Source organism: Cupriavidus sp. WKF15 (genome assembly GCF_029278605.1).
In the GTDB taxonomy this organism is placed as follows: Bacteria; Pseudomonadota; Gammaproteobacteria; order Burkholderiales; family Burkholderiaceae; genus Cupriavidus.
Genome location: NZ_CP119574.1, coordinates 881,029 through 904,440, shown reverse-complemented (window position 1 = coordinate 904,440; position 23,412 = coordinate 881,029). Strand labels below are relative to the sequence as shown.

Below are 23,412 nucleotides of genomic sequence, written 5' to 3'. Positions count from 1 at the left end.
AGCGACATCCGGTGCAATATCGAACGATGCAAGCCCTGTCAGCAGGCCTTTAATCAGGCGCTGGTTCCAGTGATTCGATTCGAGATAGCCAGGTGAGCGGTCGTACTCGCGAACAGGTAGTGGGAGAACACAAACGCCAGCACCAGCACGGCGGCAATCGAGAGCCAGCCCATCCCGCTGGCGGCGATGGCATCGCGCATATCCGCGGAGAACCATGCGATCACGCCAAGCTTGTTGAGCTGCTCCGCGAGCATGACCAAGGCGCTGAACCAGATCAGGGTGTCCCATGCGCTCTTTTCCGATAGCACGTCGTCCGAGTCGATCGTGCCGGTAATGATCAACGCGAACAGGCAGAGAAAGGCGACCGCGGTCGGGTCGAGGGTATATGCATCGTCTCAGATCATCGCCGGCAGATTGGCCCACAGAACCGGCATCACGGCGAAGACACCCATCATGACCCGCTCCTTGCCACTTAGCGGCCCCATGCGGGCAAGCTCGCCTTTGGCGTAATCGATCGCGTTGGGCGTCGCCTTCAGTTCGGGCGGACTGATTACGTAAATGACAAGCGGCATCAGCAGCAGGCAGAGAAGGCCGGGCACCAGCATGACGCGATCACGATTGCCATCATCGCCATCACACCGATCGGCATCACCTTGAGAATAATCGCGACGATCGTGGTTAGGAAGATGACCACCAGATCCCAGGCGTTTTCCTTCAGGCCCGCCGGCGGGGGCATCAGCAGCAGCGTGACCAGCACGACCGTACTGATTATGGCCGGCGTCAGCCGGAACGGCACCACCCATGAAATAGCGATAGATCGCGACGATCTTTGCGAGCATCTCCGAACCTCCTCGAAAAGGACGCGGTGAACAAGTACGGCCGAAGCTCTCGCGTCTTTCGATGCCCACTGCGCCTCCCGGCGGCGTGGCACTCTTTCCCCACTCTGAATTCCTGAACGACGGACTTCGCGAGCAGAAGTGAATCTTTTCGAAGAAAAAAATAAGAAATTACAAGGGTGAAGTTCGGGGAGGCGTTGAAGGGGGGCGACGACCGGTGAGTGGCTTCGCATCTAAGCGCCGCTCGTCGTTCCCGATGGCGTGCCGTCTTCCTCATGACTCATCGCACAGCCTCATGGAGCGACTTTTCGCCAGCCCTGGTCGGGATCAAAAGACTTTGTCGCCTCCGCTTTCGCGGCACCATTGGCGCCCAGGTCACGCTCGTAGACCTGGCCATCGTGGCTCACCATGAAGCTCATCACGCCTGTGTCCTGGTAACGGACGGGCCAGGCAATGACCGCAAAGCCGCCGAACAGCTTGCCATTCAGGAGGTAGTCGAACGCCCCGCCGGGCGCATGCGGGCCTTGCGAAGTGAGGAGCTTGTAGTGATAGCCGTAGTAGCCGTCCTTGCTGGCATGGCGCGTGCCGGCGCCGTTGAAACCCGGGCCAAGCGGACTTTCCGGCTCGCCGGGGCGGGTCGGCCAGTACAGTCCGTCGTGCCTGCCCGGGGCACTCGACAATTTGGACGCATAGGCAAGCATGTGGCTCCCGTCATGGGGAGTCTGGGCATATTCGTTCTGGGCATCGTGGATGGCCAGCATGGTCTGAATGACGGCCAACTCGTTTCGTCCGATCCGTCGCACGCGCATTTCCTCCGCGCCGGCACGCGTGTCGAACTGCCAGCCCTTTCCCGACCCCGACTTTTCCAGCGGAATGGGTAGCGTCCAGCCATCGTCGCCGACTGCTATTTCGGCGCGGCGGTCAGTCTGCTTCACTGTATGCGACTTGCCCCAGGCCGCGAGGAACTGGTACCGGACGTCGGCACCGACGGGCGGTATCAGGTCACGATAGTTCGCGCCCAGCAGGCGCTTCATGGCCGCCTCGTCATCGTTGAGAACGGCATCGCCAAACGCAGTCATCGCCGCTTCGGGCGTGGCGAAAACCTGGTTCGCGTGCGCGGCAGCGACACTCCCCAGCCCCAGCAGCAACGCGGCGGCCGCATAGTAAGCCATCAGGCTCGGTTGCCTCCGGCGAGAGATCCCTGGTGAGTACATGCCTGTGCCTCCCTAGCGCCGACCGCCACCACGTCCGCCACCGCCGCCGCGTCCGCCGCCACCGGCGAACCCTCCGCCACTGCCACGCCCGCCGCCGCTATAGCCCCCGCCATATCCATGCGCACCGCCCCCGGACCGGTTGAAGCCGGACGACTGGATACTAGACTGCCCCCGATTCACATCGCGTGGCGCAACGTTGCGGTTGACCCCCTGGAAGGCGTTGTCGCGGCCACCGAAACCGGCGCTGTACCGGTCCGCGGCCCGGGCCCGATCCGATGTGGCGACCCTGTTCCCAGCCCCGGCGCGGTCGGAAGTGCCGACCCTGCCGGCGCCGCTGGCGCGATCACCCACGCCAGCCCGATCGCTGATGCCGGCACGGTTGGCAACCCCGGCCCGATCGGCCACGCTGGTGCGGCCGCCGGCGCCGGATTCGCGGCCACGAAAGTCGCCGCGCCGGTCGGCGCCAGCCACATTGCGGCCGAACTTTTCGCGCGACGCACTATCCCGGTAGGCAACACCCTTGCGGTGACTCGCATCGTGCTGCCAGCGCCCGCCCTGGAACTTGCTGCTGTCAAGACGGTGATCGACATGGGCACCACGGTTGATATCGATATTGATGTTACCCCCGCCCCAGTTGCAGTTGCCGAAGATCGCGCCGGCGGCCGCGAAGCCGATGCCCCAGGCAAAGCCACTGAGGAACGCGCCGCCGGGATAATAGGCGGGGTAAGGGGGCCAGTAGTAATAGGGGTATGCCGGGTACGCCCATCCGCCATAGACGACGGCGGGATCATAGGCGGGCACGTAGATGACGTCGGGGTTGGCCGGTTCTATACGCACAATCGTTGGCGTGATGGCATCGGCCGTGGTTGCCTGTTCGACTGTCACGCGCTGCTGCTCGTTGGACTGAAGATGTCCTGAATCCCGCGCCCGCGCGCGCAGTCGCTGTATTGCTGCCAGCACGTCCTTTTCCTGGGCGAGGACCGCGTCACCGAGCTTCTGGGTCCAGTCGATCTTGTCATTCATCGGCTCGAGGATCTGCGGAAAGGCGACCAGCGACTTGACGCTGACATCCCACGATTCGTTTTGCACCGCCTGGACCGCGTCGTCACCCTTGAGATTCGGGTGGGCCTTGACCCAGCGCGCGGCGTACACGATCTCCAGCGGATACGTCGAAGCCATCAGCACCTGGGAAAGCACCGAATCGGAGTAGAGCGCGATGGGCGCAACCAGCGCTTCAATTTCCTCCGGCTTGAAAGCAGGTGCCGCGGGGGCCTGAGCCCCGACAACGCCCGACGCCAGACCCAGCCCCGCGATGACCCACACACAGAGCGTCCGAACCCACCGCTTGCTACGTGGAAACATGGCTGCGCCCCTCGATCGATGGACATGCATGAATACATGCCGATATCCGCACTTCCCAGGCGATATCCGTGTCAGGAAGCAGACGTCGTCCGCCTCATACGCCCTCTGACCATAGAGCGGGTGTGAAGTAATTGCAACCTACCTCATGAATTAGTAGAGACAGGGCCATCCGAAGATGGATCCGCTCGACGGCGGATGCCTTCGATCCATGGTCTGTTCGAGACGGGCGCCATAACACGACATTCGTCCATTCTGCCGGCCGGGACGTTCCGGCGTCGGCTTGATGGCTTGAGGCTGCACGCCCTAACTGTTCGGCGGCACGGTTGCACTCGAGGAATCCCTGCCCTATGGTCATATGGCGAATTCGGCGGAATGTGACTTAGCGCGGACGTCGGGTTGTCATCGAGAGACGAATAAGACAGATCACGGAACGGCACTAGCGACCGTTCAACCTGCGGCACACCCGGATGCTTGGACGGACAGGCGTGGATTCACGGTCAAGCAACTGACAACGTATGGATACGGGTGGCGCCCGGCTCCACTGGAAGAGCGGAGGCGTAAAGGATGGGAAACACGCGACAAGTCAGCCGGCTCGACGCGAGAAATGGCGAGCACCGGCCCGCGAAGCCTGGCTGGAACCGTCTGGGTGTCACGATCGTCCTTGCGATCGCGGCCGCCTCGGCTCACGCGGAATCGCGGGATGCGAACGGGTGGAGATTCGCGATTGGTCCATATCTCTGGTTACCCAACGTGAGCGGAGCCCTGCGATTCTCCGGATCGTCATCGACCGGAGGTGGCAGACTCGATGTGGGAACGGGACCGGACAGCTATCTCCAGAACTTGCAGTTCCTGCTCATGTGGCAAGCCGAGGCCAGCAAGGGGAACTGGACAATCCTGGCCGACGCAGCGTATCTGGATTTCAGTCACCAGGAGACCACCATCAATGCGGTCGGCGCCGGGAACGGTGCCGCGGTTGGCATACCGCGCGACGTGGAAAGCGGAGCAGGCAGCAGCCTGCGCGGCGGCCTGTTCGGACTTGCCGCGGCCTATACGGCCTTGCATGTGCCCTGGGGCACCATCGAACCACTCGGCGGGCTTCGGTACCTGAACCTGAGTGCGAACGCGAACTGGACACTGTCGGCCACGTTCACGGCGCAAGGCGCGACGCTGGCGAGAGAAGGGAGCCTGTCGCAGACCGCGAATATCGTCGACGGCATAATCGGTGTCCGCGGGCGCATCCGTCTTGGCGACTCTGACAGATGGTACCTGCCCTACTACTTCGACATTGGAACCGGCTCGTCAAGATATACGGATGCAAGCATCCGGAGGCGCGGCATATGCGGCAAAGTGGGGAGATGTGCAACTGACCTACCGCTACCTGACCTATCAGCTCGGAGACAGCGACCTGGTGCAAAAGCTGACACTTAAAGGGCCCATGATGAGCGTGGTGTTTCGCTTCTGAACCCCTTGCCTTTCAGGAAGGCATCGCTACGCGGCGATGTCCTGTCGGCCCGCGGGGAGCCTTGTTCGTGCCGGGAGGGCTGGCTAGCTGCCCCCTATTGCCCTGTCCGACCATCGATGCAGTTACCGGGAGCTCTCTGTGGCAAATACACCCAAGACGACAATCGGCGCATGCACGACGGTCAAGCCGGAGGACGCGGAGATGCGAGAGCCGGTGCTGGACGTAGTGGACCGCGTCTCCGAAATGTGTTTCGGCCTGTTCATGGCGCTCACCTTTGTCGGCGCGGTGGCGAGCGGCACGGGCGGGCCGAACGCCAGTCACACCATGCTGCATGCCGCCCTGGGGGTGCAACCTGCACGCGGATTTACGGCGGCGACCGCGATCTCCAGCGGGGCTGGCTTTTTCCAGGTCACTGTGCGCAAGGTCACCGCTGGTCTCTACTGGTTCAACCCAGGCTCGCATGAGCAGGTCGCGATCCTGTCGCTGGGCGTCAGCTTCTAGAGTGACCACGCGATAGTATGTGGAGCACGCCGTCCGGAGGAGGAGCGCGAGCATGGCAGATCCTTATACCCAGGCCGGATCTCTTGCATCCGCCACCTGGCGCCTGCGCGCCGGCATCGGCCTTCTGGTCCTGGCGTATGGGGCATGGCTGGCGGTGCCGGTGGCGGCCACGGCAGGTGCTTCCCCCACGCAGGTTGCCACGCTGACCGGCGCCATCGTGGTGGCCAACAAGATCATGCTGCTGGCCAGCGTCGCCGTGATGGGCAAGCCGGGATTCATGCGGGTGAAAGCAATCGTGCTCCGGTACCTGAGGCGCGCCGCTTCCGGCGACCCTATTGGACCGGTTCGCCATGCGCTCGGTCTCGCGATGTTCTGCCTGCCGCTTCTCTCGGCGATGCTGGAGCCTTACGTAGACGCGATCTGGCCAGACCTGCGGCCGAAGCTATGGGAAGCACAATTGCTCGGCGACGTGATGCTGGTCGCCAGCGTCTTCGTGCTCGGCGGTGAATTCTGGAACAAGGTGCGGGCACTGTTCATCCGCACCGCACGCGTGGTGGACGATGGCGATCCGACTGGCGGAGCCTGAGGCGCGCGCAGTTTCGCGGCGGGCATCCGACCGAGACCGGACCAACTGCAGCCCTTCGCCGTCGCAGTCACGCTGTCATTCAAGCGAACGGTCAGCATCGATCGGTGGCCTTTCGAAGGCGGATCCGTGCTCTCGTGAATTCGTCGGGCTAATTTATTAAATGAGCAACGCTCGAGGCGGGCCATCAAGTTCTGAGAGCTGGCGGATCGAGCGTCGATGCTGTCGTCGCCGCAGCACAAGTTCGGCACGGTCGGCGCCGTCGCGCTCGATGCAAACGGTCATCTTGCCGCCGCGACGTCCACCGGCGGCTTGACGAACAAGCGCCACGGCCGCATTGGCGATTCCCCGCTCATCGGATGCGGCACTTTTGCCGACACGCGCGTAGCCGTGTCCACGACGGGAACGGGAGAGGCGCTTATCCGCGCTGTCGCGGCCTATGACGTCGCAGCGCGGATGAAGTACGGTCATGCGACGGCCGATGAGGCCGCGCGCACGGTCATCAACGAGATGATTCCGAGGCAACGTGGCAGTGGAGGACTCATCGCCGTCGATGCCGAGGGACGCGTTTCGATGCCGTTCAACACCGAAGGGATGTATCGCGGCGTCATTCAGGCTGACGGCAAGCGGTACGTCAATATCTATCGGTAGATGACGCCCCTCCGCTCCGGTAGCGAATTGGAAGACGAAGCACCGGTACGATCGTGTGCCGAACCGCACCATTGACGACCGAGATCAATGCTTGCGCAAATCTTGAGATGAGGCGAAAGGCACTATAGAAGGCGGCGGACAGCACGCCGCTTCCGAAGATCCTGTGCTGACAGCAGAACAGGTCCCTATTCGAGTAGCTTCATTCGCTGCAGAAATTGACCGGTACCATCGGAATCGTACAGGACGCGTTCCAACGGCCGGAGTTCGACGATCACCAGCCGTTCAGCGCGAACATCTCCACCGGCTGCAAGGGGTCGGGAACGGTCGGTCGGCTCTAGAAAATGGCCGTCGCGTGCCGGCCCAAACGGAGGGCACTGGCTAGAGTCGTTCGAATGACCTAGGCCGGGCAAGTCTGTCATCAAGGCGATTCGGTTACGCAGGACAGACAAGTACAGACCTATAAGGCCTGACATATGGTCGGCCAGCAGGATGACAGAGCGAGGAAGCGCGGTAGCTTCAGCCGTTCGCGGCTCGCGGTGTCGGCTGGCGACTCGCTACTGCTCCATGGCGTGACAGCTCGTCCTGCGGCTACAGCCAATGCCAGATGCCCGCCGCCCGACCGGTGACTGGGGTATGTGCCCAAGTCGCTACGAGCCAGAAGACGAGGCCGCCCAGAAGTGCATGCAAGCCAAAGCCGCCCAGCCGGGCACGGCCAGCGAGAATCGCCGTGAATGGCAAGTAGCTCGTCTTCGACTCCCATGTGGGCCAGAGATCCGGCTGCAGTTGCTCCTTCTTCCGGTCCTGCAATGCGGCGCCGACGAGTGCGAGGACGACAATAGCCGCTGCGACTATGATGTTCTTGGCCACCGGGAACACTGCGACGTGGCACAGGCCCCAGAGTGCGAACGACCACATCATAGGGTGGCGCGTCACCGCATACACGCCGCGCGCCGCTTCGGGGAACGAGGCGGGCCGGCCGCCTGTCGGGAACGACGGGTTGCGGATCAGAGAGCCCATCAGGAGGTTCCCGCGGTGATCAGGGATGCGTGGAGACATCCCCATATAGCTGCCGCATGAACGCTCGAAACACAGGATTCATCACGTCGTCGTGGTTCTTGATGACATCGCCGTCCACCTCGACGTTCCAGATCACTGCATTCGCCGCCGCGACCCCATCAGCGCCACCCACCGTCGTCAGAAAGCTGCCGCCGCAGAAGGTACGTGCCCAGTTTGGCTTGAGCAGATAGCCTGGCGTGAGGTTCTTGCGAAAGAACTCAGCAGCGTCTTCTGCCTCGAGCTTCTTGTTCTGACGCACTGCCTCGCCCAGTTCCTCACCGTGTAAATCTTTGAGCTCCGCCTCTGACCTCCATCCTGAACAGCGGGCGCCGTCGCCAGGCATGGCGTTGCCCCCGCCCGGCGCCTCGCCGGGCGCGTGAGCGTAGAGTCGGTGCGTCAGGTAATGATCGATGTGGCCTGGGGTCTTCTTCATGGCCGTACCCTGTTCACTGGTGGTCTCACGCTCGAAGAGCGTGTTGACCGAGCGGCCAATCGGAAATGCGATTCCAGTTGCCCAGTCCTTGATCGACGTGACGGACACCAGCAGCGGCGGCTGAAACCGTGTCGACTGATACCTGAGCGACACGCGGTAGAGCGCCTCGTAGCGCGATGCCTCGAAGGCCGGATTGATCAGCAATATCATGTCCGCCGGTCTTTCCGCCAGTTCCGTTCCCTTGCCCGTTCCGGCCAGATCTCGCTGCGCGGCCAGCGACTCGATCAGCGATCCGGACATGGCGGCATAAAGGATCAGACCACCAAAGCTATGACCTATCATCAGCGTGCGGATGCGCGGACGCGCGCCCGCTTTTTCGGAAGCGGCGCCCGTCTGGAGCGCGCCGGCCGACTGCGCTTGGCTGTAGTGAGTTCGGAGGGATCGCAGTCGGGCGAACAGCTCACGCGACGATCCGATCGAGACGCGTCGCGCGGCCTCCTTGCGCGCCCAGAAAGTAAGACTCAGTAGCGGATCGGGCACTGTCCACGACTTGCCTCGCCATGCCACATAGACGCCCACGACCTTTCTCGGTGTGCCACCCGGTCCAGCCCGGTCACGTTCCTCGGCGCCTGCGGCTTCGAGCAAAGCACGGAATTCCTCCACATTAGCGTCGGCGGCCTGTGCGTTGTGCTTCCAACCGTGAACAAAAACAACGATGCTCAGGTCTTCGCCTTTGGCAAGGAGGGACTTCAGCCGATCCATCAGGTTATCGATCTGGTTCGAGGGGTTGGTCGCCAGTGCGTCTGCGGAAGCGGGCGTACTCGGAAACAGCCAGCCCTGATCGTCGAACTCGACGAAATGCAATTCATAGAGCCCTCGTACACTTTCCGGTGTCACGCTACCGCACACTTGCCTGGGGTCATCGTGCATATTGGCGCTTGCACGCTGACAGCTTGTGTCCTTGTCGAGGTCGACGAGATGGGGGCGATACGCGCCGTTCGGCGCGCATGCAAAGAGGCCCCCTATCAGCAAGGCTGTAGAAAGCCATTGCAGGATATGTATCGCGCAGGGTTGTGCCGCACTGGCGGCGTCGGCTTTCATCTGTCCTGGGCTAGGTGCGAAGGCGCCTGGCACCTAGGCATTCTGATCGGTCGACCTCGGTGCTGTCATGAAATAGTCAGCAAACGGCCATGCCGCCTTCAGTTGCGCTTCGGTTCCGGCATAGCAATCCCGATCGCTGGGATCCATCCCCGCAAACGCATGGGGTAACGGCCCTAACTTGCCGTCGGTGTACTGCCAGAGGATAAAGTGCGGCCAGGTGTCCGTCGGGATGCCAACAGGCTGGCTTCGGTACCGGGCATACCAGAGCGGGCAATTCTTGAGGATGGGGTCCGCACCATGTGCCTGCACGGCATCGCGGAGCATGTTGCCGCCATAGACCATGGGCCAGCGTCCGGTCTTCTCCTTCACCCTGGCGACGAACTCGTGGGCCTGATCTAGCGTCATGTCCGGTCCGCTTGAACTGGGTTCGAAATCGAGGCAGAAGAGCGTCATGGAATTATCTACCGCCGGGTCGCCCCACTGCGTGGCGGCCAGGAAATTGTCCGCCTGCGCGATAGCGTCCCGGGAACTGGAGAAGTGGTATGCGCCCCACAGTAGTCCCGCGGACAGTGCCTCATCCCGCCGCTTTCTGTATGTAGGATCCTGGAAGGTCGCACCCTCGCTGGCCTTGTGGATAACTGCCCTGACCCCAGCGTTCTTTGCCTTGACGGCATTGAAGTGGTTGTCATGGTTGATGTCGATGATGACATCGATGGTTCCGGCTAGGGCGTCTGGCATCGCACCCTCCCATTTCCAAAGGCCATTGGGTCACGGCGCAGCAATCGGCGGACTGCTGCGCGCGCTGGACCGTGAAAGTGCTGCGAGGTTTCCGTCGGACCAGAACACACATCGGTGACCGCCGCCATCAGTTTCCGGGCCGTGCCTGAAACTTTTCGGACTAATCTGAAGAATAGGCAACGCTCGGGCGGAGCATCTCAGCCAAGTGGATGATCTCGTGATGCAGAAAATTGAATCCTGAGTTAAGGGATAGGTAAAAACGGGCGTTGACACGGGCTACCTTTGAAGGGTCGGCTAGTGTCGGAGATGCCCCGCCAACGGCGCGCCCCACAAAGGCGGTATGGCGGGGGCATTTCCGGCGGGTCAGGCGCACGGTCAGGCCCCGCTACGGCGATGGTGACCGTCAGACTTGCGCCGCACCCGCGATGCCGCCGACCTTGCTGAGCATGGTATGGGTAGAGAAGTCGACCTGCGTCACCGGTGCAGTGATGATGTTCGGGCTGGCAAACGACAGGCCACAGCCATTCTGGAGAGCGTTGACGCAGTTCTCTGCCTTGACACGGGCCCCGCACAATGGCCCGACTGATAGATCGGAAACGAGGTTTTCGCAAACCGCTTGGCGGCTCCCATCCACAAGTCCGCAGCGGCTTCACGCTGCGTTCGATACCGCGTGGAATGAACTCGTTCGTTCTTCAAACTGTTGAAGAAGCTCTCCGTCGGCGCGTTGTCCCAACAATTTCCCTTGCGACTCATCGAGCAGCGCATGCCATATCAGGCCAACTTGTGCTGGAATTCCTGGCTCGCGTACTGGGCTGCCACGGTCCGAGTGATACAGCGCGCCGGGTGCAGGCTTGCGGAACCACGCCATCGTCAACGCATCCGTCACAAGGTCCGCTGCCCAGACGGCGATGACGCTCGACCATCTCGGTCAGAGTCGCTTGAATGCGCAATAGTGCTCCAGACGCAAATCCGTGCCGTTGGACGAGACCGACTGACTCGGCCCAGTCGATTCAAGTGACACTATTGCGCCAGATGGACGCACGAAGACAGTGAGAATGCGAGGGTCAATGGGCAGATAGTGCGCAGTTTCGCGGCATTGTGACGGTGCGATGACGTCAAAGCACGAGTGGGTTCGCGTTGGCCGCGTGAGGAAAGACCAACGTGCTCGGGGTGGTGGTGATGCCGGTCAGTCCCCATGACTGGGGTCAGGTGGAGCCCGCGGAAGGATGCCAGGCACACCACCTTCGATGCGGACCATGTGGCCCTTGCCGCAGACGGGGCAATCGCGCAGTGACTTGCCGGTGAGCCGCTGGTAACGGTCACGGTAGTCTTCTGCGATGGGGGGTGACGCAGCGGCGGGCGGCTCGACACCGAGCAGCCGCCGGCGTGTGGCCAGGCGCGCCGCCAGGTGGCAGTTGGCGAGCCACCCGTAGCTGCGGATGCGCTTGACGCCGTCGGGCAGCACGTGCAGCAGGAAGCGGCGGATGAACTCGTCCGCCGTGAGCGTCATGGTCTTGTGGCGGGCGAGCCTGTCAGATTTTTAGTGTGCCGAGGTCATGAGACGATTACGGAAACGTCCAATGACCGACACAACAGTGAACAAACAGAGCAAGAACCCGAAGGCACCGAAGCTGTTCCCCGATGAACTGATCGATCAACTGCTGTCCCAGGTGCAGAGCAAGGATGCCGAGTCGATCCTGGGCGAATCGAGCTTGGCCGGCCAACTCAAGCAGCAGTTGGCCGAGCGTATGCTGGCCGCCGAGTAGAGTCACCATCTGGATAACGAGGCGGGCAAGGCGAGACCGGTAATCACCGCAACGGCACCAGCCTCAAAACGGTCCTGGCGCCCAACGGCGAGCTGAATCTGGATATTCCGCGCGATCGGCAGGCGACGTTCGAGCCCCAATTGGTCGGCAAGTATCAACGCCGGCTGCCTGGCTTCGACGACCACGTCGTCAGCATGTATGCGCGCGGCATGAGCGTGCGCGAGATTCAGGGCCATCTGCTGGAGTTGTATGGGCTGCAGGTATCGCCCAATCTGATTTCCACAGTCACCGACGAGGTGCTGGCTGACGTCGAGCAATGGCAGCAACGCCCGCTCGAGGCCATGTATCCGATCGTGTACTTTGACGCGCTACGACTGAAGATCCGCGATGAAGGCACGGTCAAGAACAAGGCGGTTTATCTGGCGCTGGGCATCCGCACCGACGGTCGCAAGGACCGACATCGCCGATCACGAGCAGCAGCGAGTAGTCGGCGAGCCCCGGCAGTTGCGTGGGGTCGTTGCCGCCGCACAGCTGCAGCAGCATGCGGTGCAGGCCGTCGATCCTGGGCGTATGGGTGCCGCCGGGCTTGGCCGGTGAGATCGGGCCGTCATCATGGGGCGGCCCGCCCAGTTCTCGCAGCACCTGCTCGATGGCGCGATCGCATTCGCCGATCTGGCGTTGGTAGAACTGCCAGCCCTCGAAGGCCTGGCGCAAGGCAAGCAGGTGTTCGTCCTTCCACATCCCGCGTAGCGATTCCTTGACCCGATCGGCCTTGTGCTTGCGGATTTGCACATCGCACAGCGTGAGCAGGTAAGCGGGATCGCGCCGCCCGGTCAGGATGGCTCCATGGCCACCGAGCGCACGTCTTCGTCGCGCAGCCACTCGATCAGCGAGGACACGTCCCGGGTCATGGTGCCAAAGACCCGGGGCGTGTCCCCTCCGATGGATATGTGCAGCTTCTCGCTGCCCACGTCGATGCCGGTGGCGCGCTCATCCAATACCGACTTCCGACGCATGGATTCCACGGCCCCCCCTTCCGGGATACTTCGTCGTGGCTTGCCGTTTGCCATGCCGGGCTGTCAACCCCGGCCTATATTTGACACAGTGCCAGTCGTGGTGCGCGACGCACCACGATGATTTCGTAACAGGAGGGAAAGATGAACGACATCCAATCTGATTTCTCCGTGCGCAAGGACGCATTGGTCCGCGACGTCGATACGCTGATGGCCGACGTGCAGGCGCTTCTTCATGATGTCAAAGCCGAAACCGGGGTAGGGACTAGCCTTGAGCGCCACGTACTCAAAGCCAGGCAGCGCGCACTGCAGGACCGCCTCGTTGCGTTGCGCGAAGAGAGCCGCGCCAAAGTCTCCGAGTGGGCGACAACGACCGATCGCTATGTCCATGAGCATCCATGGCAAAGTATGGGGACCGTGGCGGCCATTGCGGCCACCACAGGCGCTATGGTCGCGCTGGCTGCCAGCCACCGTTAAGCAATTGTGCCTGCGACGCCGGCATGGCAATGACACGTGGTAGTCATGCACGGGCCAAGTGGTGTTTGCCAGGTCAGGCCTTCCGCGTTGCGGTAGCAGACCACCGGCGGCGGCGGGGTGGTGGAGGTGGGGGCGGATCGAAGCCACCCCGCCGCAGCGGCACCAGGCTGGCGGGTAGTGGCTGTCGCGCATCGTCCGCGGGAAATAACAGGTGATGCCTTCTCCTAGCGGATATCCGGTAAATCACCAGGAAGCCGCGTTGGCAAGGCGCTTTGCGCAACTGGGGGGTATCACGCCCCTGGAACTGGTCAACACGCTGCGCATGGAGCGCGCCGCGCGGCTGTTGCGGCCGGATGAACTGTCTACCGCCGCGGTGGGCGAGCGATGCGGCTACGCCTCGCAGGCCGCGTTCGGGCGTGCGTTCACGCAGCATTTCTGCGTTGAGCCGGGCGCATACCGGCGCCATCACCGAGATCAACGCAGCAAGGCTTCCTGATACCCCGCAGCCCCAACAGGCCGACTCCGTGGGCTGGCATGCCCGCTCATCGCCCCCCGAGGCACTCGACCGTCAACGCCATGAGCGCGCGCAGCCGCGCCAGCCGCCGCAGGTCCCGATGGCATCCTAGCCAAACATCGCGGCCCGGCGGCGCGTCGCCCAGGTCGATGCGCCGCAACCCCGGCGTGGCATCGCCAAGCGGGCAAGGCAGTACGGCAAAGCCTCCGCGTTCAGCACACATGCGCGCCTGCACGCCCCTGTTGTTGCTGCGGAACGCAATGCGCGCCCCGGGCAACATCCGTGTGGTCCACGCTACATCGGGCAACTCGCCAAAAGCACTGTCCATGCTGATGAGTGCAATACCATCGCAATCCCGTGCACGTGGCGTCTCGACGTCAACATGACCGTACAGCGCATACTCCATGTGCATCAGCTTGCGCTGAATGACATCGGGCTCCTCGAACGGCGTGATGCGGAACGCCAGGTCGGTCTCGCGACGGGCGAGGCTGTACTGCCGGGAATCCGTCACGAGTTCCACTGACACGCGTGGGTGCTGCGCCAGGAAACGCGCAAAGACCGGGGTCAGCACATGGATCCCGAACCAGTCCGACGACGTCACACGCAGCAGGCCGGTCAGCGCATTGTCCGTTCCAGCCAGGGCGCGCGTCAGGCCAAGTGCCTCTTCCTCCATCCTTTCCGCGTAGGCGAGTACCGCGTTCCCCTCTTCGGTCAGGATGAATCCGTCGCTGGTGCGATGGAACAGCATGTGGCCGACCGACGCCTCCAGCGTACGCAGGCGCCGCCCCATCGTCGGCTGGGTCAGGCCGACCTTCCTCGCCGCCGCGCCTAGGGTTCCCGCACGCGCGATGGCCAGGAAGATGCGCAGGTCGCTCCAATCTGGGCTTTCTTCATGCATTTTTGATTGCCGACTATTCAGTATTGTCAATTTACATGCGATTCCGCATGAACAATGATGATTCCATCGTTACGCCCATCCCACGTCCCGGGGGAGAAAGGAGATCACAATATGTCCATGCAGGCGCTGGTGCTGAAGCAACACAACGGCCCCCTCGAACTCACTACCGTCCCGCGTCCCGAACCCGCTGCCGGTCAGGTGCTGGTACGCATAGTGGCAAGCGGACTGAATCCGCTCGATACCAAAATCCGTTCTGGCAGCGCGGCGCATGCGGAACACCCGCCGCCGCTGGTGCTGGGCATCGACATGGCGGGCACGGTCGATGCCGTCGGCGACGGCATCACCACCTTCCGGCCGGGAGACGAGGTGTATGGCATGACCGGTGGCGTCGGCGGCATCCAGGGATCACTGGCCCAGTACGCGGCAGTCGATGCGGACCTACTGGCGCACAAGCCCGCCAGTCTGTCGATGCGCGAAGCGGCCGCGTTGCCGCTCGCTTTCATCACAGCCTACGCGGGAATCGTGGATCGCGCGCACCTGCAAGCCGGGAAGACGGTACTCGTGCAGGGTGGTGCTGGCGGCGTTGGCCACGTGGCTGTGCAACTGGCGCATGCGCTCGGCGCGCACGTCTTCGCCACCGCCAGCGAAAAAGACCTGGAGCTGGTTCGGCAACTCGGCGCCACGCCGATCGACTACCGCGCGCAGTCCGTGGAGGACTATGTCGCGGCCCATACGCAGGGCGAAGGCTTCGACCTGGTGGTCGATACAGTTGGCGGCGCGACGCTCGATGCGTCATTCGCGGCGGTGAAGCACTTCGGCCACGTCGTCAGCGCGCTCGGCTGGGGTACGCATGCGCTGGCACCGCTGTCGTTCCGCGAGGCCACCTATTCCGGCGTATTCACGCTTTACCCCCTGCTGACCGGCAAGCTGCGCGCGCACCACGGCGAGATGCTGCGCGAGGCCGCCCGGCTGGCCGAGGCTGGCAAGCTGAGGCCGGTGGTTGACCCGCGCCGCTTCGATCTGGGTTCGGCGGAAGCCGCCTACGAGCTGGTCACTGGCGGTACAGCGCGAACCAAGGTCGTCGTCGACATCGTCTGACGCAGGCGCCGGCGGCCCGTCATTCGTCATCTGCCGACGGTACCGGATAGTCGCGGCCAATGACCTCGGCCAGGAAGGCTGCGACCCGTCGTATGCGCGGCACACTCCGCAGATACCGGTGCGAGCTCAACCATGCATTGCGCTGCACATGGATTTCGCCGGGTAGGATCAGCCGGGGACCGAGCCGCTCAGCCCGGGCAAGGCCGGCAACTGACGATGCCGGCGCCGGCCGCGGCGGCGAACATCTGCGAGAGCATGCTGGTGGAGTGAAAGCCGATGGCCGGCGTGGCGATGACGTCATCGAGCCAGCGCACCGCTCAGCGCTGCGATGCGGCGGCCGACGATGGCGTGATCGATGCCGAGCACGCCCGCGGCCTTGGCAGATTCCCGGCGCGCGCTACCGCGAGGAACACGCGCAAATCATCCCAACTCACCTGGTTCAGCTTCATGGCCGGAGCAAGAATAGTTGCAACTGCTTTCCATCATGGTCGTGCAAATCTGCACAAGCAAGGGACGGCTTTCGTGTTCCTGAATCGGCAGGCCGTTCCTAGACTGGGTTCCAGTCGCCAGTCAGGGGTGATCGTGCTTTCGCTGCAAAATGATACGCCGGCGCACGAAATCCTCTTTGAAATCAACAATTTGCACACAACGACTTTTCCACAAAAGGCTCTCTGCGCAACTTGTTGATACAGAACGGCTTTCTTGTTGAAACCGTGTCAGTTCGCGCCGAAAGCACCCCTAATTCCACGTGGACGACATCGACGCGCTGCATGCCGAACCGGCATCGCGCGGAGCCATCATTGTGCAGCCACCCGCCGACAAGCCCTGGGGAATGCGTGAGATGGCACTGGCCACGCCGGATGGCCACCGGATGATGGTGGGGCAGGAACTGGGCTGAATCCGACTGGTGCTGGCGCTGTCCTGTCAGCCATGCATGGCTGACAGGAACTGCTGCAGTTCGGGCGTTCGCGGCTGGCTGAAGATCTGCTCCGGCGTACCGGTCTCGTGCACCTTGCCCTGATGCATAAAGACAATGCGGTCACTGACCTTGCGCGCAAAGTTCATCTCGTGCGTGACCATGATCAGCGTCATGCCGTCGGCGGCGAGCGACTCGACAACGCTTAGCACCTCGCCCACGAGTTCCGGGTCCAGTGCGGACGTGATCTCGTCGCACAGCAGCACCGAGGGATCCATGGCCAACGCGCGTGCAATCGCGACCCGCTGCTGCTGCCCGCCGCTGAGCTGGTCGGGATAGCTTTCGCCCTTTTCACCCAGGCCGACGCGCCGCAGCAAGGCCTGAGCCCGCCGGTATGCCTCCGCCTTCGGCACCCCCTTGACGAGGGTCGGCGCGAGCATCACGTTCTGGCAAGCGGTCAGATGCGGAAACAGGTTGAAATTCTGGAAGATCATGCCGACGCTATGGCGCAGTTCGCGCATAGCCGTCGCGTCGCCGTGGCGCAGCGCTTGGCCGTCGATCGACAACTTGCCTTGCTGAAAATGCTCGAGCCCGTTCAGGCAGCGCAGCAGCGTACTCTTGCCGGATCCGCTGCGTCCGATGATGCAGACGACTTCGCGTCGGCCGATCCTGAGGTCAATACCTTTCAGGACTTCATTGTCGCCGTACTGCTTGCGCAGCCCCTCGATATTGACGAGGGCAAAATGCTCGGGAGTCGCGTGTGACTTGGACATGGATGATTGATTGGGGCTGGTTGGCGATTTTGGGTCCGCGAGAGGTCCGGCAACGGTTGTCCCGCCAGCTCAGGCGTGAGGCTGCAGCCGGCGTTCGAGCCTGCGGCTCCAGACCGACATGGGAAAGCACAGGGCGAAATACATCAGCGCGACGCAGCTGTAGACCAGAAAGGGCTGGAAGGTCGCGTTCGAGATCATTTGCCCGGCCTTGGTCACCTCGACGAAGCCGATGACTGAGGCCAGCGCCGTTCCCTTGATGACCTGCACCATGAATCCCACCGTCGGCGCCACCGCAATGCGCGCCGCCTGCGGAAGGATCACGTAGCGCAATTGCTCGCGCAGGTTCATGGCAAGACTGGCCGATGCCTCCCACTGCCCGCGTGGAAGCGCGTCAACGCACCCGCGCCAGATCTCCGTCAGGTAAGCACTGGCGTAGAACGTCAGGCACAGCGCAGCAGCAAGCAGCGCCGAGGTCTCGATGCCGATCAGGGCCAGCCCAAAATAGGTCAGGAAAAGCTGCATCAGCAGCGGCGTGCCCTGGAACAGCTGAACGTACAGGGCAATGCCGCGCCGGGCGCCAGGCACTTCTGCGATACGCGCCACCAGTAGCAGAAACCCAACAATACCGCCGCCCGCAAAGGCAATCAGCGATAGACCGACCGTCCAGCGCAGCGCCAGTAACAGGTTGCGGAAGATGTCCCACAAGGAAAACTCGATCATGGCCTCCTCCTCTCTCAGCGGCCAAACACGAACCGCGGCCCGACCCAGTTCAGGGCCTGGCGCACCAGCACCGCCAGTGCAAGGTACGCGGCAGTGACGACGATATATGACTCGAAGTTCCGGAAAGTGCGGCTGGCGATCAGGTTCGCGGCATAGGACACCTCCTCCGCCGAGATCTGGCTGCACACCGACGAGCCCAGCATCACGATGATGACTTGGCCGACGAGCGCGGGCCAGACGCGCTTGAGCGCGGGCGGCAGCACCACGCGCGTGAAGATCTGCCAGCGATCGAGCGCCAGGCTCTGTGCGGCCTCGATCTGGCCGCGCGGTGTCGACGCAAGGCCGGCGCGTACGATCTCGCAGGCGTAGGCACCCAGGTTCAGTGTCATCGACAGCACGCATGCGACCTCCGGCGCAAGCCGCACGCCAATCGACGGCAGGCCAAAGAAGACGAAGAACAACTGGATGATGTAAGGCGTGTTGCGAATCACCTCGACGTAGCCACCGACGATTACGCGGATCCATACCGGCGCGTGCAGGCGCGCCCAGGCGCAGCCGGTACCGAGCAAGGTACCGGCGGCCGCCGAGAATGCTGTCAGCAAGACAGTCAGCCAGAGGCCTTGCAGCAGGAACTGCCACTGGGAAAGGACGGGCCAGAAGTCGAAGGAAATCATGCGAAACAGCCTGACGAAGCCGATGGTGGGACCCGCGGCAGCACATGCCGCCGCGGACTGGTGCCTGACCGATGGGTTACTCCGGCAACTCGCCTGTGCCGCGGCCAAGCCAGCGCTGCGCGTAGTTGCCCAGCGTGCCATCGGCCTTGGCCTGGCGCAGAATCTCGTTGACCTTGTTCAGCAGCGCGGCATCGCCCTTGCGCACGCCGATAAAGTTCGGCGAGTCCTTCAGCAGCAGCTTGTATTCCGCATCCACCTTCGGATATTTCTGGATCGCGGCGGCGGCCACCGCGGCCCCGGTGGCAACCAGCTGAGTCTGCTGCGACACGAACGCGGCCACCGTGGAATTGTCATCCTCGAATCGCTGGATCTTCAGCGTGGGCGGCGCCACCTGCTGCAGCACGTCGTCCTGGATAGTGCCACGCGTCACGGCAATGGTCTTGCCGCCTAGGTCGGCGAAACTCTTGATGCTCAGGCTCTTCGGACCGAACACTGCCTGGTAGAACGGCGCGTAGGCAACGGTGAAGTCGATCACCTTGGCACGCTCGGCGTTCTTGCCCAGTGCCGACACGATCAGGTCGATCTTCCTGGTCTGCAGGAATGGAATGCGGTTCGGCGTGCTGACCGGCACCAGTTCCGCCTTGACGCCCATCTTGTCGGCAATCATCTGCGCGACCGCCACATCGAGGCCCTGCGGCTTCAGGTCCGGGCCCATGAACCCATACGGTGCAAAGTCGACCGGAATGCCGATTGCGATCGACTTCTTCGCCATCACCGCGTTGAGGGAATCGTCAGCCCTGGCCGGCGCCACGGCAAACATGATGGCGGTGGCAAGGATCGTGGCAACGGCGGTGAACTGTCTGCGTTTCATAAAACACCTTTCTCTTCAGTCGGGTCGGAGCAAGGCAAAGCGCAAGACGCATGCCACGAGCGCACAGGATGCCGGATGCACCCGACACGAGGACAAGAACCCCTTTCAAATCAGTTCATTACGTGGCCTTGGACCGCTTCGGAGAGGCGTTGGCATCGCGCTTGCATAGGCCAGCAGCAATCATGAAATTTCTATTTCATACGCACCACAAAAAGAAACTGTGGTTTCATCATTGTGCGAGATGACGCCAAACTGGTGCGGCGTCATCCCCGTCATTGCCATGCATCATTCCGACATGACCGTTTACGACACGCTTGAGGCGCAGATCGCCCAGCGCTACAACGAGTTCTCCGGCGCCGACAAGAAGCTCGCCGACGTACTGCTCACACGCAAATCCGAACTGCTCGGGTACTCAGCAACGGAACTGGCGGAGCTTGCCCGCGTGTCCAAAGCAAGCGCCGCGCGGTTTTTCCGGCGGCTCGGCTACGCCGATTTCGGTGCGTTCCGGCAGGAACTGCGCGATCAGCGCGCCAGCCAGTCGCCGCTTGCCAAGATGGATCGCTCCGATCTCATGCATGGCGCGCGCGCGGGGGTGGGAATGCCTGCGCTGGCCGGGCTGCAGGCACATGTCCAGGGCGACGCCAGCCGGCTCACCGACCTGCTTGGGCAGGTCAGCGAACGCGCGCTCGACGTCACGCTGAGCGAACTCGCCGATGCGCGCCGCGTCTGGGTCGTCGGCTACCGCAACAGCTTCATGCTGGCCTTCTATGCCAATGCCTTACTGTCCCAGGTACGACCGGAGGTCTATCTGCTCAACGAGCAGGCCGGCAAGGATGCTGAGCTGATCGCGGAAGTCGACGGGAAGGACGTACTGCTCGCCGTCGACTTCCGGCGCCGCGTCCGCTGGCTTGCGCCTGTTGTCACGCTGGCCGCCGAAGCGGGCGCCAAGGTGATCCTGCTCAGCGACACGCCGGTATCCGCGTTGTCCACCCACGCGACCGCCGTGCTGCGCTGCTCGCACCACGGCGACCAGATATTCGACTCGTATGTTGCCGCGGTCAGCCTCGTCAACTATCTCGCGACCGCGATGGCCGGGCGCGCGCGCACCCCTTCGCGTGCCCGGATGGCGCGGATCGAACGTGCGCATGAACTGCTCGACGACCTCGACCTGGAGTCATAAGCTGCACACGCCCACACCGTCGGCTCCTGCTCCACGATCCATTCTCACAAGCACCGGAAGTTCCATGCCAACGCTACCGCAACTCAAGCTCGATCTCTTCGTCAATCCCGCGCGCTCGCGCAGCGAACCCTATGGGGGCGTACGCGAAACCATCCTCGGGGCAGCCGCACTGGCCGCCGCGCAGCAGGCCATTACCGCCTGGGACGGCTACCAGGTCACGCCGCTTCACGCGCTGCCGGCGCTGGCCACGATGCTGGGCGTCGGTGCGGTCCATTACAAGGATGAGGGCACGCGCTTCGGGTTGGGCAGCTTCAAGGCGCTGGGTGGCGCCTATGCCGTGGGCCGGCTGCTCGCACGCGAGATCGGCAAGCGGGTCGGCCGCGACCTGAGCCCGGCCGACCTTGGCGCGCCGGATCTGCGCAAGCTGTGCGCCGACTATACGGTCACCTGTGCCACGGATGGCAATCACGGGCGTTCGGTCGCATGGGGCGCGCGCCAGTTCGGCGCCAACTGCGTGATCTACATTCACGCCACCGTCAGCGAGGGACGCAAGGCTGCGATCGAGCAGTTTGGCGCCACCGTGGCGCGCACGACCGGCAACTACGACGATGCCGTCCGGCAGGCGGATCGCGATGCCGGGGAATACGGCTGGCACGTGATCTCCGACACCTCGTATCCGGGCTACATGGATGTCCCGCGCGATGTCATGCAGGGCTACCAGGTCATGATCGACGAAGCGGTAGGCGCGCTGACCGAGTGGCCAACGCACGTCTTTGTCCAAGCCGGCGTGGGCGGCTTCGCCGCCGCGGTCTGCGGCTATTTCTGGGAGCGCGATATGGCCAGGCGCCCGGTGTTCGTGGTTGTCGAGCCGCAGGCGGCCGATTGTCTGTCCCGCAGCGCGCGCGCCGGCCGCGTGACGGCGGTGACCGGCGAACTCGACACGCTGATGGCGGGCCTGGCCTGCGGGGAAGTTTCGCTGCTGGCGTGGGAGATACTGGCCCAGGGCGCCGATGCGTACTGCACCATCGACGACACGGCCGCTGTTGCAACGATGCGCCTGCTTGCCAATCCGGCCGCCGGCGATCCCACCATCGTCGCCGGCGAGTCGGCCGTCGCCGGCCTGGCCGCCGCGATCGCGGCAATGCAGGATCCCCAGGCGCGCTCGGCGCTCGGACTGGGCGCCGACAGCCGCCTGCTGTTTATCGGCAGCGAGGCGGACACCGATGCGGAGCTCTATGCAAGACTGGTGGGGCGCAGCGCGGACGCCGTGCGCAACGGAGCCCGGGCATGACGGCCGGCACCTGCCCGGACACCCGCCCGGTACCGGATAACGACGTGTTTCCAGAGATCGATGGCACGCGGTTGCTGCACCGGCTCGACGCGCTGAATGCGCACGGCGGCATCGACGGCGGCGGAGTGTGCCGGCTCGCGCTCACCGACGCCGACCGGGCCGGCCGCGACTGGACTGTCGCGCAGATGCGGGAGCTCGGCATGACAGTCACCATCGATGCGATCGGCAACGGCATCGCGCGCTATGCCGGCCGGGAAGACCTGCCGCCGGTCATGGTGGGCTCGCACATCGATACGGTCCGCACAGGCGGACGCTACGACGGCAACTATGGCGTCATGGCCGGACTGGAGGTGGTCGCTGCATTGCGGGATGCCGGGATGCGGCTGCGCCGGCCGGTGGCGGTGGCATTCTTCACCAACGAGGAAGGGGCCCGGTTCCAGCCGGACATGATGGGCTCGCTGGTCTATGTGGGCGGCATGCCGCTCGACGAGGCGCTGGCCGCCGTCGGGATCGACGGGAGCACCGTCGGCGCGGAGTTGGAGCGCATCGGCTACCGCGGCCATGCACCGGTCGGCCGGCCCGAGGTCGACAGCTTCGTCGAACTGCATATCGAACAAGGCCCGGTGCTGGACCGCATGGGCGTGCAGATCGGCGTGGTCGAAGGCGTGCAAGGGATCAGCTGGACGGAGTTCGTGCTGGAAGGGGTCTCCAACCACGCCGGGACCACGCCCATGGCGTTGCGGCATGACGCCGGCTACTGCGCCGCGCGCATCGCCACCTTCGTGCACGATCTGGCGCTGCGCTACGGCGGCCGCCAGATCGGCACGGTCGGCGCCATCCGCTTCGAGCCGAACCTCGTCAACGTGATCCCGAATCGTGCCACATTTACCGTCGACCTGCGCAACACCGACGGCGCGGCACTCGCGCGGGCCGAGGCAGAGGTACTCGATTTCGCACGGCACGCGTGCGCCGCGCAAGGCGTCGCGCTGCGCCACCGCTCGCTGGCGCGCTTCGAGCCGGTGGCATTCGATACCCGGGTGATCGACCTCGTCCAGCAGCACAGCGACACACTCGGCCTGTCAAGCCTGCGCATGCCCAGCGGCGCGGGCCACGACGCCCAGATGCTGGCGCGCGCTTGCCCGTCCGGCATGATCTTCGTTCCCAGCGTAGGCGGCCTGAGCCATAACGAGCGCGAGTTCACTGAGCCGGATGACCTGGTCCGGGGCGCACAGCTGCTGATGCGTGTCGTCGTCAGCCTTGCCAATCGCCCCTGAGCCTGCGTGC

The 23,412-nt window shown here is 63.5% G+C and carries 21 protein-coding genes and 7 pseudogenes; 13 read left to right on the top strand and 15 right to left on the bottom strand.

Annotation, left to right across the window (positions count from 1 at the left end):
- Positions 1 to 86: 86 nt before the first annotated feature.
- The 3 genes and pseudogenes from CupriaWKF_RS34365 to CupriaWKF_RS34355 all read right to left on the bottom strand — a co-directional run.
- A pseudogene (locus CupriaWKF_RS34365) lies at positions 87 to 839 on the bottom strand (anion permease); the annotation flags it as partial.
- A gap of 290 nt (positions 840 to 1,129) precedes the next feature.
- Positions 1,130 to 2,008, bottom strand: coding sequence for a DUF2950 domain-containing protein (locus CupriaWKF_RS34360; protein WP_276103695.1), 879 nt, complete (start codon positions 2,006 to 2,008; stop codon positions 1,130 to 1,132).
- 54 nt (positions 2,009 to 2,062) lie between these two features.
- Positions 2,063 to 3,412: a DUF3300 domain-containing protein gene (locus tag CupriaWKF_RS34355; protein ID WP_276103694.1), complete on the bottom strand. Its 1,350-nt coding sequence runs from the start codon at positions 3,410 to 3,412 to the stop codon at positions 2,063 to 2,065.
- A 564-nt stretch (positions 3,413 to 3,976) separates the two neighbouring features.
- Here CupriaWKF_RS34355 and CupriaWKF_RS34350 point away from each other — a divergent pair.
- The 4 genes and pseudogenes from CupriaWKF_RS34350 to CupriaWKF_RS34335 all read left to right on the top strand — a co-directional run.
- Complete coding sequence (locus tag CupriaWKF_RS34350; protein ID WP_276103692.1) at positions 3,977 to 4,840, top strand: hypothetical protein; 864 nt, start codon at positions 3,977 to 3,979, stop codon at positions 4,838 to 4,840.
- A 172-nt stretch (positions 4,841 to 5,012) separates the two neighbouring features.
- Positions 5,013 to 5,219, top strand: a pseudogene (locus tag CupriaWKF_RS34345) (hypothetical protein); the annotation flags it as partial.
- A gap of 208 nt (positions 5,220 to 5,427) precedes the next feature.
- Positions 5,428 to 5,961 carry a transporter suffix domain-containing protein gene (locus tag CupriaWKF_RS34340; RefSeq protein ID WP_276103691.1) on the top strand — a complete coding sequence of 178 codons (534 nt, stop codon included), beginning with the start codon at positions 5,428 to 5,430 and terminating at the stop codon, positions 5,959 to 5,961.
- 237 nt (positions 5,962 to 6,198) lie between these two features.
- A pseudogene (locus CupriaWKF_RS34335) lies at positions 6,199 to 6,609 on the top strand (isoaspartyl peptidase/L-asparaginase); the annotation flags it as partial.
- Between the two features lie 588 nt (positions 6,610 to 7,197).
- Here the strand turns inward: CupriaWKF_RS34335 and CupriaWKF_RS34330 are convergent.
- From CupriaWKF_RS34330 to CupriaWKF_RS34310, 5 genes and pseudogenes are all read right to left on the bottom strand, one after another.
- Positions 7,198 to 7,632 (bottom strand): annotated as a pseudogene (locus tag CupriaWKF_RS34330) (NnrU family protein); the annotation flags it as partial.
- 13 nt (positions 7,633 to 7,645) lie between these two features.
- Entirely contained in the window at positions 7,646 to 9,199 is a 1,554-nt protein-coding gene (locus tag CupriaWKF_RS34325) for a hypothetical protein (protein WP_276103689.1), read from the bottom strand.
- 33 nt (positions 9,200 to 9,232) lie between these two features.
- Entirely contained in the window at positions 9,233 to 9,937 is a 705-nt protein-coding gene (locus CupriaWKF_RS34320; protein WP_276103688.1) for a glycoside hydrolase family 25 protein, read from the bottom strand.
- A gap of 630 nt (positions 9,938 to 10,567) precedes the next feature.
- Positions 10,568 to 10,832, bottom strand: a pseudogene (locus CupriaWKF_RS34315) (DDE-type integrase/transposase/recombinase); the annotation flags it as partial.
- Positions 10,833 to 11,123: 291 nt separating this feature from the next.
- Positions 11,124 to 11,453, bottom strand: a pseudogene (locus CupriaWKF_RS34310) (transposase); the annotation flags it as partial.
- Between the two features lie 64 nt (positions 11,454 to 11,517).
- Between CupriaWKF_RS34310 and CupriaWKF_RS34305 the strand changes: the two are divergent.
- A pseudogene (locus tag CupriaWKF_RS34305) lies at positions 11,518 to 12,158 on the top strand (transposase); the annotation flags it as partial.
- Here CupriaWKF_RS34305 and CupriaWKF_RS34300 read toward each other — a convergent pair.
- Positions 12,103 to 12,585 carry a hypothetical protein gene (locus CupriaWKF_RS34300; RefSeq protein WP_276104148.1) on the bottom strand — a complete coding sequence of 161 codons (483 nt, stop codon included), beginning with the start codon at positions 12,583 to 12,585 and terminating at the stop codon, positions 12,103 to 12,105. The pseudogene CupriaWKF_RS34305 and the gene CupriaWKF_RS34300 overlap by 56 nt on opposite strands.
- Positions 12,537 to 12,719, bottom strand: coding sequence for a hypothetical protein (locus CupriaWKF_RS34295; protein WP_276103687.1), 183 nt, complete (start codon positions 12,717 to 12,719; stop codon positions 12,537 to 12,539). The genes CupriaWKF_RS34300 and CupriaWKF_RS34295 overlap by 49 nt, the downstream gene beginning before the upstream one ends.
- Before the next feature lie 141 nt (positions 12,720 to 12,860).
- On the opposite strand from CupriaWKF_RS34295, the gene CupriaWKF_RS34290 reads away from it, so the two are divergent.
- The gene (locus CupriaWKF_RS34290; RefSeq protein ID WP_276103685.1) at positions 12,861 to 13,193 is read left to right on the top strand and encodes a DUF883 domain-containing protein; all 333 of its coding nucleotides are present in this window, start codon (positions 12,861 to 12,863) and stop codon (positions 13,191 to 13,193) included.
- A gap of 214 nt (positions 13,194 to 13,407) precedes the next feature.
- Positions 13,408 to 13,689, top strand: a complete 282-nt coding sequence (locus CupriaWKF_RS34285; RefSeq protein WP_276103684.1) for a helix-turn-helix transcriptional regulator — start codon at positions 13,408 to 13,410, stop codon at positions 13,687 to 13,689.
- A gap of 46 nt (positions 13,690 to 13,735) precedes the next feature.
- On the opposite strand, the gene CupriaWKF_RS34280 is transcribed toward CupriaWKF_RS34285, so the two are convergent.
- Positions 13,736 to 14,605, bottom strand: coding sequence for a LysR family transcriptional regulator (locus CupriaWKF_RS34280; RefSeq protein WP_276103683.1), 870 nt, complete (start codon positions 14,603 to 14,605; stop codon positions 13,736 to 13,738).
- A gap of 111 nt (positions 14,606 to 14,716) precedes the next feature.
- Between CupriaWKF_RS34280 and CupriaWKF_RS34275 the strand changes: the two genes are divergently transcribed.
- From CupriaWKF_RS34275 to CupriaWKF_RS34265, 3 genes are all read left to right on the top strand, one after another.
- Positions 14,717 to 15,703: a zinc-dependent alcohol dehydrogenase family protein gene (locus tag CupriaWKF_RS34275; protein WP_276103682.1), complete on the top strand. Its 987-nt coding sequence runs from the start codon at positions 14,717 to 14,719 to the stop codon at positions 15,701 to 15,703.
- Between the two features lie 276 nt (positions 15,704 to 15,979).
- Positions 15,980 to 16,390 carry a hypothetical protein gene (locus CupriaWKF_RS34270; protein WP_276103681.1) on the top strand — a complete coding sequence of 137 codons (411 nt, stop codon included), beginning with the start codon at positions 15,980 to 15,982 and terminating at the stop codon, positions 16,388 to 16,390.
- A 61-nt stretch (positions 16,391 to 16,451) separates the two neighbouring features.
- A complete protein-coding gene (locus tag CupriaWKF_RS34265; RefSeq protein WP_276103680.1) occupies positions 16,452 to 16,601 on the top strand; it encodes a VOC family protein in 150 nt (49 codons plus the stop codon).
- Positions 16,602 to 16,627: 26 nt separating this feature from the next.
- Here the strand turns inward: CupriaWKF_RS34265 and CupriaWKF_RS34260 are convergent, their stop codons facing one another.
- The 4 genes from CupriaWKF_RS34260 to CupriaWKF_RS34245 form a co-directional block, all read right to left on the bottom strand.
- Positions 16,628 to 17,392 (bottom strand): amino acid ABC transporter ATP-binding protein, encoded by a 765-nt coding sequence (locus tag CupriaWKF_RS34260; RefSeq protein WP_276103679.1) that lies wholly within the window; start codon positions 17,390 to 17,392, stop codon positions 16,628 to 16,630.
- Positions 17,393 to 17,461: 69 nt separating this feature from the next.
- Entirely contained in the window at positions 17,462 to 18,112 is a 651-nt protein-coding gene (locus CupriaWKF_RS34255) for an amino acid ABC transporter permease (RefSeq protein WP_276103678.1), read from the bottom strand.
- A gap of 14 nt (positions 18,113 to 18,126) precedes the next feature.
- Positions 18,127 to 18,786: an amino acid ABC transporter permease gene (locus tag CupriaWKF_RS34250; protein ID WP_276103677.1), complete on the bottom strand. Its 660-nt coding sequence runs from the start codon at positions 18,784 to 18,786 to the stop codon at positions 18,127 to 18,129.
- A 76-nt stretch (positions 18,787 to 18,862) separates the two neighbouring features.
- The gene (locus CupriaWKF_RS34245) at positions 18,863 to 19,657 is read right to left on the bottom strand and encodes a transporter substrate-binding domain-containing protein (RefSeq protein ID WP_276103676.1); all 795 of its coding nucleotides are present in this window, start codon (positions 19,655 to 19,657) and stop codon (positions 18,863 to 18,865) included.
- A 241-nt stretch (positions 19,658 to 19,898) separates the two neighbouring features.
- Between CupriaWKF_RS34245 and CupriaWKF_RS34240 the strand changes: the two genes are divergently transcribed.
- The 3 genes from CupriaWKF_RS34240 (at position 19,899) to CupriaWKF_RS34230 (ending at position 23,402) form a co-directional block, all read left to right on the top strand.
- On the top strand, positions 19,899 to 20,837 hold the full coding sequence (locus CupriaWKF_RS34240; RefSeq protein ID WP_276103675.1) for a MurR/RpiR family transcriptional regulator: 939 nt from the start codon (positions 19,899 to 19,901) through the stop codon (positions 20,835 to 20,837).
- A gap of 64 nt (positions 20,838 to 20,901) precedes the next feature.
- On the top strand, positions 20,902 to 22,128 hold the full coding sequence (locus CupriaWKF_RS34235) for a diaminopropionate ammonia-lyase (RefSeq protein ID WP_276103674.1): 1,227 nt from the start codon (positions 20,902 to 20,904) through the stop codon (positions 22,126 to 22,128).
- Entirely contained in the window at positions 22,125 to 23,402 is a 1,278-nt protein-coding gene (locus tag CupriaWKF_RS34230) for a Zn-dependent hydrolase (RefSeq protein ID WP_276103673.1), read from the top strand. Before CupriaWKF_RS34235 ends, CupriaWKF_RS34230 begins: the two co-directional genes overlap by 4 nt.
- Positions 23,403 to 23,412 lie beyond the last annotated feature (10 nt).

Coding starts and splice junctions, on each gene's coding strand:
- CupriaWKF_RS34350 (WP_276103692.1), top strand. CDS start 3,977: ATGGGAAACACGCGACAAGTCAGCCGGCTCGACGCGAGAAATGGCGAG.
- CupriaWKF_RS34260 (WP_276103679.1), bottom strand. CDS start 17,392: ATGTCCAAGTCACACGCGACTCCCGAGCATTTTGCCCTCGTCAATATC.
- CupriaWKF_RS34360 (WP_276103695.1), bottom strand. CDS start 2,008: ATGGCTTACTATGCGGCCGCCGCGTTGCTGCTGGGGCTGGGGAGTGTC.
- CupriaWKF_RS34320 (WP_276103688.1), bottom strand. CDS start 9,937: ATGCCAGACGCCCTAGCCGGAACCATCGATGTCATCATCGACATCAAC.
- CupriaWKF_RS34270 (WP_276103681.1), top strand. CDS start 15,980: ATGGCCGGCGTGGCGATGACGTCATCGAGCCAGCGCACCGCTCAGCGC.
- CupriaWKF_RS34235 (WP_276103674.1), top strand. CDS start 20,902: ATGCCAACGCTACCGCAACTCAAGCTCGATCTCTTCGTCAATCCCGCG.
- CupriaWKF_RS34290 (WP_276103685.1), top strand. CDS start 12,861: ATGAACGACATCCAATCTGATTTCTCCGTGCGCAAGGACGCATTGGTC.
- CupriaWKF_RS34250 (WP_276103677.1), bottom strand. CDS start 18,786: ATGATTTCCTTCGACTTCTGGCCCGTCCTTTCCCAGTGGCAGTTCCTG.
- CupriaWKF_RS34340 (WP_276103691.1), top strand. CDS start 5,428: ATGGCAGATCCTTATACCCAGGCCGGATCTCTTGCATCCGCCACCTGG.
- CupriaWKF_RS34245 (WP_276103676.1), bottom strand. CDS start 19,657: ATGAAACGCAGACAGTTCACCGCCGTTGCCACGATCCTTGCCACCGCC.
- CupriaWKF_RS34240 (WP_276103675.1), top strand. CDS start 19,899: ATGACGCCAAACTGGTGCGGCGTCATCCCCGTCATTGCCATGCATCAT.
- CupriaWKF_RS34285 (WP_276103684.1), top strand. CDS start 13,408: ATGCCTTCTCCTAGCGGATATCCGGTAAATCACCAGGAAGCCGCGTTG.
- CupriaWKF_RS34295 (WP_276103687.1), bottom strand. CDS start 12,719: ATGCGTCGGAAGTCGGTATTGGATGAGCGCGCCACCGGCATCGACGTG.
- CupriaWKF_RS34230 (WP_276103673.1), top strand. CDS start 22,125: ATGACGGCCGGCACCTGCCCGGACACCCGCCCGGTACCGGATAACGAC.
- CupriaWKF_RS34255 (WP_276103678.1), bottom strand. CDS start 18,112: ATGATCGAGTTTTCCTTGTGGGACATCTTCCGCAACCTGTTACTGGCG.
- CupriaWKF_RS34355 (WP_276103694.1), bottom strand. CDS start 3,412: ATGTTTCCACGTAGCAAGCGGTGGGTTCGGACGCTCTGTGTGTGGGTC.
- CupriaWKF_RS34280 (WP_276103683.1), bottom strand. CDS start 14,605: ATGCATGAAGAAAGCCCAGATTGGAGCGACCTGCGCATCTTCCTGGCC.
- CupriaWKF_RS34275 (WP_276103682.1), top strand. CDS start 14,717: ATGTCCATGCAGGCGCTGGTGCTGAAGCAACACAACGGCCCCCTCGAA.
- CupriaWKF_RS34325 (WP_276103689.1), bottom strand. CDS start 9,199: ATGAAAGCCGACGCCGCCAGTGCGGCACAACCCTGCGCGATACATATC.